The sequence below is a fragment of the Actinosynnema sp. NPDC023658 genome (genome assembly GCF_040639995.1).
Taxonomy (GTDB): domain Bacteria; phylum Actinomycetota; class Actinomycetes; order Mycobacteriales; family Pseudonocardiaceae; genus Actinosynnema.
This window is the reverse complement of sequence record NZ_JBFAAX010000337.1, coordinates 1-6,296: the sequence shown is the minus strand read 5'-3', so window position 1 is coordinate 6,296 and position 6,296 is coordinate 1. Positions and strand designations below refer to the sequence as shown.

The window sequence follows — 6,296 nt, the reverse complement described above, 5'->3', positions numbered from 1 at the left end:
CGGGGTGATCTGCGCCCAACACCTTGCGGCGGCGTGCGAGGACGTCGTGGAACTCGCGCTTGGCCTGATCGTAGCGGCCGGCCTCGTACCAGCTCCGGCACTGCTCGTGCCGCAGGGCGAGCACGACCGGGTGGTCGCGCGGCAACAGCCGCTTGGTGGCGGCGAGGGCCACGCCGCACTCATCCGCCGCCTGGTGCGGGTGACCGGCCGCGCGCAAGTAGCGCGCGGCGGCCAAGGCCGGCTTCAGCAGTGCGGTCGCGTCCTCGACGTGGTCAGGCCCCTTCTCCGCGACGAGGTCGAGGGGTGCCGCACAGTGCACGGCCAACGTCGACCACCGCGACCAGGAGGAGGGGTGCTTCGGATCGAGGTCCCGTACCGCGTGTGCCAGCAGTGCGGTCAGCAACGTCAGGTACGCCGCCGTGTCGCCGGCCATGTCGTCCTGCTGCCGCGACGCCTCGCGGACCAGCGGGTGCAGGCTGACGGAACCGCCGCTCTCGTCGTCGGCAGATTGCCGGTCGACCAGTCCGACGTTGACCAGTTCGCTGATGACGTGCCACAGCCGTCGCGCGGTGAGCCCGGGGAACAGCGGTGAGGTCGCGATGACCTCGGCACGCAACAGGTCGATGGGGATCGGCGCCCGCCTCATGCACGACAGCAGCCGAAGGACGTGCCGAGCCTCCGGTGCCCCGGACCTGGCCAGTAGGTCGAGCGACAGTTCCCAGGTGCGTCCGATCGCATCTCGGTTGCGTTGGTCCGGAGAGGCCCCGCCGTCGAGCAGTTCCCGGTGCTTTCCCTCGTCCATCGCGGCGATGTAGTCGTCGAAGCTGGCGGCATCGCCTTGGTCGGCGAAGCTCGGGGGCATGGAGGTGACCTCTCCGAGGTAACGGCCGGCGAGGCGCAGTGCGAGTGGCAGACCGCCGAGCCTGATAGACAGTCGTCTGGCGGCGTCGAGATCGCCGGCGACCTCACCTGCTAGTTCGAGCAAGATCCGCGCCCCCTCCTCGGGAGGCAGGGTGTCGACCGCGTGCAGCCGGAACCAGCGCTCATCGGGACCGGCCCAGTGCCGCGGACCGCTGTTGCGGGTGGTGACCACCACGGCTCCGCAGGCCGACGCGACCGGTCGGAGCCAACCGTTGCCGTCGAGGACCGCACCACCGGGCAGAGCCAGCCGGGACGGCTCGTCGGCTCCATCGAAGACCAGCAGCCAAGGTCGCCCGTATGTGGCAAGGCGCACCCACACCCGATCCGGCAGGCTACCCAGCTGGAGCTCCTCCGCGGCGATGCCGAGATCGATGGCGACCGCCTGCACGCCGGCGGCGAACACGACCGGATCGCCGGCCGACACCCACCACACGTGGATGCCCTGCCGTTCCGCCTGACGTGCCAACGCCAAGGCCACCGTGCTCTTGCCGCAGCCGCCAAGCCCGTGCAGCACGTGCACCCGAACGTCGGAGCCGGCTTCGGCAGGTTGGCGCAGCACGGGTGCCAGGCTGTCGAGCAACTCGGCTCGTCCGCGCACCAGCGGCTGGCGCGTGAGCCGGTCCACCGGTGCCCTCGTGGACACGACGAACGCGGACGGTGTCGGCTGTTCGGGTGGTGTCGTCGCGGTAATCGTGCGATCCGGGCGGCGGGCCCGGCGCAACGCCAGCACCCAGGTGTTTGCGGCCGGACCGTCCTGGACTCCGCAGACGCGCAGAAGGTCACGGAAGGCCTTGCTGCCCGGTTTCGGGAGGTGGACGCCGGTGAAGTAACCGCCCAGCGTGCTCGCCGGCACGCCGATCGCAGCGGCGAGACCGCGGACGGTCAGCCCCGCCTCCTCGCGGAGCAGGCCGAGCTGATGGCCGAAATCGTCACGGGTGGCAACACGTGCCGGGTCGGACATCTCCCACCTCCTCAAGGGAGAGTGTCGCGCGTTCGGTGGGCGCACTCGGCCCACACAGCCGGTTCAGGACCGCCACAAGGGCCCTGACCAGGAACAACACCATCGCAGGAGCCTCGTTCAGCGACACGTCGTGCCCAGTCGTCACGAGGTCCGCCAGGAACGGCAGGGCGGTGAACAGCCCTGCGCCCGAAATGCGGTGCCCGCCCACCGCGAGCGTCAGTGGCCAAGTCGGGAAGTGGATGCCGGATCGACCCATCGTGGTGCTCCTTCGTCGTCGCGGATCGATGCCAACGATCCGGTAGACGGGAGCCCGGTCAGAGCCGAGGGAGCGATCCCGTACAACCCCGTACAGCGCGATCCGGCACGGCCGACCCGCCAGCGACCGGACATCGCGGTCCCGACCACTCCACGGACGGATTTCACCGATCGCCCGCAGCGTCTAGATTCCCTGGGTCAGCGACTACGGCCGTCAGGAGGGGGCATGGCGCGTCTCAGCGACCGGGGGGCCTGGGACGAACTGCCACCGGATGTCCTGGACAAGTTCGACGACTTGCTGGCTGAAGAGGGCTTCACGCTCGAGCACAAGAGGTGGTTCACCAACGGTCGAAGCGGCGAACCGGTCGCCTGCGTGCTGCGCCATATGCCGGACGACTCGGATCAACTCGTCCTCAAGTTCTTCGACTCCGACAGCGAGCAGCGGATCGCGAACACCCAGAAGGCCCGGAGCGCTTCCAAGCCATTCCGCAAACACCTGGCCAAAGTCGAACGCCGTACCTTGCCCCTCGGCACCTGGCGAGCGATCTTCATGCAGGTCGCGGGAGGTGACCTCGCCAGGTTCGTCCCGCTGACCGAACTCTTCGACACCGACGGGTTCCCGCAATGTTGCGGCACGATCGTACGGTCCATCGTGCGCGACTGGAACGACAATCGCGCCCCCACGAAGCAACGCACGGTGGCCGATGTGCTCGGTGACATCCTTCACCGACGTAGAGCGCAGGTGGAGCAGTGGGCACTCCACGGTGACATCGCCGTCGACGGGAGCGAAGTCAGCGTGCGGCGTCCCGACTGGCCGACGTCGCTCGCCAATCCGTTTACGCTGGTAGCAGACACCGCGGCGGGTCGGCGGGTTCACGACTTCATCATCGGCAAGGCGCACGGGGACCTGAACGGTCGCAACGTCCTCCTGCGGGGCGAAACCGACGGTGGCCGACTCGTTCGTCCTCATCGACTACGACCGATTCGCAGAACGGGCGCCGTTGGCGCGGGACCCGATGCACCTCCTGGTCACCCTCACGCTGGACAGGCTCGACGAATTCCCGCTGCCGACGCGGCAGAAGCTCGCCCGCGTGCTCGTGGATCCCGACACAGACGACCTCACACCCAGGTACGAGCACATTCGAAAGGTGAGTGCCGCGTTCCACGAACGCTCAGCACCAAAGACGAGGAAGGGACTGAACGCCGAATGGCGCCAACAGTGCCTGCTATCGCTGGTTGGCGCGGCGCTCATGCACCTCGGGCGCGCGATCCGGCCCGGTGACGAGCGCTTCGTGGCAGAGGCGAAGGAGTGGTGCTTCTACCTGGCCGCAACGGCAACCGAGGCGTACCAGCAGACGCTTGAGTCCGCGGAACGCGTCGATATCGACCCGGTCGCTTCACCGAATCGTTCCCCGAGCCTTCTCCCGTCGGGGGCGATGGTCGACCGAAAAGACGACCTGCGGGCACTCCAGACTCGGATGGCCGACGGCCCTTGGGGCGTGACCATACTGCGCGGCGCGCCCGGCATCGGCAAGACGAAGCTCCTCGACGTCGCTCTGGACGAGTCGGCCGTGAAGCAGGCGGTGAGGTCGTCCGTGCTGGTGCGCAGACACGAGACAAGCGCCGCCGTGCGGCTGGACACCAGGACGCTGATCGACTACCTCGACGGGGAGCCGGACGCCATTACTCCGCTCCGCTATGGCCGTTCTTCGCTTGTGCGCTTGGAATCGACGCTGCGGCGACTCGGGGAGTCTCCCGTCGTGATCGCCGTCGACTCCGCCGAGCATCTCTTGGACCCGGAGACCAGGAAGCTCCTCGATCCGGACCTGGACGAAGCCCTGGAAATGCTCGCGACCAGGCAGGGGCACCGGGTCACGGTGCTGCTGGCGACCCAGCACGAACCGGCGTCGGCGGCTGACGGCACGTGGCCGACGGCTGAATCCCCGATCTTCCTGGACAAACTGCCCTTCAAGGACTTCTTCGACCACCTCGGCATGCTCGACGCCGACAGCCGGTGGGATCCCGCCGGCTTACCCGAAGAGGCACGTCGTTCGCTGTACGACCAGATGCAGGGCAATCCCAGGCTCGGTGAACTCGCCCATGCCATCGTGACGGTCGCGAAACCCGGGGTGAACCTGTGGTCTCTCGCCGACAGCCTGCGGTCCCAACCCCGCAAAACCGTTCCCGACCATCTCATCGGTCTCCTCTTGGAAAGGCTGGGAGAAATTGAGCAACGCGTACTTCGAGCTCTCGCCGCGTTCGGCATACCGGTTCCGGCGACCGCAGTCACCGGGCTCCTCGCCGACGAACCGCCCGACGAAGTCCGGAAGGCGTTGTCGACGCTCGTGACCGGGCGCATCATCCGCCAGGCCGCTTCCGATCAGTACTTCGTCCCCTTGGACGACGGTCGGTCGATCATCGAGCACATCACTGACGAGGAGAAACGTTCCGACCTCTACTTCTTCGCCGCAGAACAACTGACTTCCTTTCAGAACAACGACCCGCAAGGGGTGGACGACCTCCGAGTGCACTTCGCCGAGCTCACCGCTCTTCTGCGCGCCCACGAGTACGGCTCCGCCTATAACATGATCGAACTGATCCACGACGTGTTGCGTGAATGGAACTCCGGTCACCTGCTGCTCGAACAGCGCGAAGCGGTCCGGGGCAGGTTGGCCGATGAGCACCTGGAGATGGCCAACCACAACGCACTCGCCGACATCTATACCACGTGTGGTCGATTCGACCATGCCGCTGCGGCCTACGGACACGCCTTGGCGATCGCCAATTCCCGTCGCGACGAGACCAGCAGGTTGAAGATCCGGGCGAATCTCGCGGCGCTGTACTCGGAGTGGAACGACGTCCGCGCCCTCGGGTACTTCGAGTACGCCCGTGACGAGGCCCGGCGGCTGGACGACCTGGTGATCTTGATGGGAGCGCTGGAAGGTGTCGCGGACTGCCACCGACGTCACGGGCGGTACTCCGAGGCCGTGGCACAGGCACAGGAAGCGCTCGCGCTGCCCGTCCGGCCGGACTACCCCGACACCGCCTCGGCACGAGATTTCGCGGCTTCCCGAACTGTCGCCATCACGCTCAAACTGGCGCGGTGGTCCGGAGAGCGCGGGAACTCGGTCGAGGCCGCACGGCTTGTCGAAGTCGCGAAGTCCGCCGCAGCCGAACGCGGCGACCTGTGGCTGCAGACTTCCTGCCTGGATGAACAGGCCGCCCGGTTGGTCGACCAGGACGAACTTGAACTCGCGGAGGTGGTCGCGCTCAAGGCCGTCGAACATGCCCTGCAACAGCGCGATCCGGAGACCTTGCTCCAGGCGAGGACCACCCTCTGCTTCACCTACCTGAAGACGGACCGCTTCGAGCACGCCTGGAACGAGATCGAATTGGCTCGTCCCTACCGTCGTGAGGGCCGATCCCTAGTTGTATTGGCGCTTCTGGCCTTGGCCGCACACCACCGCGGTGATCGCCTCACGGCGAACAAGCTGTTCCGACAACTGCTCGACGAGGCGACCGCCCGTTCCGACCAAGACGACCACGACTTCGCCGCATGGGACTTCCGGGGGTACGCCATCTGCGGGCTGCACCTCGGTACAGGGAGGGACCTCGACAAGGCGATCGTGTCGTTCCAACGTGCACGGAAGCTGACCGCTGAGGCCACCCCTGCGCTGGTCGGCCGGTTGCGATTGATGCTGTCGCTCCTCAACGCCGAAGACCGCCTGCGGCGTGTCGTGAAAGTCCTCTGACGCCCGGACGACAGGCGATCAGAGCCAGCCGGATTCCTGTGCGCGCATGATTGCCTCGAGGCGGGTCCGCACACCTATCTGCCGATAGACCGCCTGTAACAGCCGGTACATAGCCCTTTCCGAGTACCCGGCACGAGCGGCGACCGCGGGCACTGTAGAACCAGCCGCCAGCTGCCGAAGCCAGGACATCTGGTCAGCAGACAAAATGGGCTGTTCGTCGGCACGCGCACTGGCCGCGAGGGCAGCGGCCACTGCCGCAGGCATCACCGCTTGACCACTGATGGTTGCCTCCACGGTCTGCAGCAGCGTGTCGGCGGCGACATCACGCGGAAGCACCGCCCTCGCCCCGAAGCGCACGGCCCGCGCCCCCAGCACCACCGACTCCACGTCCAGCAGCGCGATCACAG

At 67.2% G+C, this 6,296-nt stretch carries 3 protein-coding genes and 1 pseudogene; 1 reads left to right on the top strand and 3 read right to left on the bottom strand.

Features of this window, described 5'->3' with window-relative positions:
• Positions 1 to 1,882, bottom strand: a 1,882-nt coding sequence (locus AB0G02_RS25755; protein ID WP_360798240.1) for a helix-turn-helix domain-containing protein, incomplete at its 3' end; no start/stop codon positions are given.
• A gap of 469 nt (positions 1,883 to 2,351) precedes the next feature.
• On the bottom strand, positions 2,352 to 3,107 hold the full coding sequence (locus AB0G02_RS25750; RefSeq protein ID WP_360798238.1) for a hypothetical protein: 756 nt from the start codon (positions 3,105 to 3,107) through the stop codon (positions 2,352 to 2,354).
• On the opposite strand from AB0G02_RS25750, the gene AB0G02_RS25745 reads away from it, so the two are divergent.
• A complete protein-coding gene (locus tag AB0G02_RS25745) occupies positions 3,085 to 5,889 on the top strand; it encodes a hypothetical protein (protein WP_360798236.1) in 2,805 nt (934 codons plus the stop codon). The genes AB0G02_RS25750 and AB0G02_RS25745 overlap by 23 nt on opposite strands.
• Positions 5,890 to 5,907: 18 nt before the next feature.
• Here the strand turns inward: AB0G02_RS25745 and AB0G02_RS25740 are convergent.
• Positions 5,908 to 6,296: pseudogene (locus AB0G02_RS25740) on the bottom strand (DNA-binding response regulator); the annotation flags it as partial.

What these genes read in the sequence shown, in the direction of transcription:
- AB0G02_RS25750 (WP_360798238.1), bottom strand. Translation starts at nt 3,107, where the DNA reads ATGAGGACGAACGAGTCGGCCACCGTCGGTTTCGCCCCGCAGGAGGAC.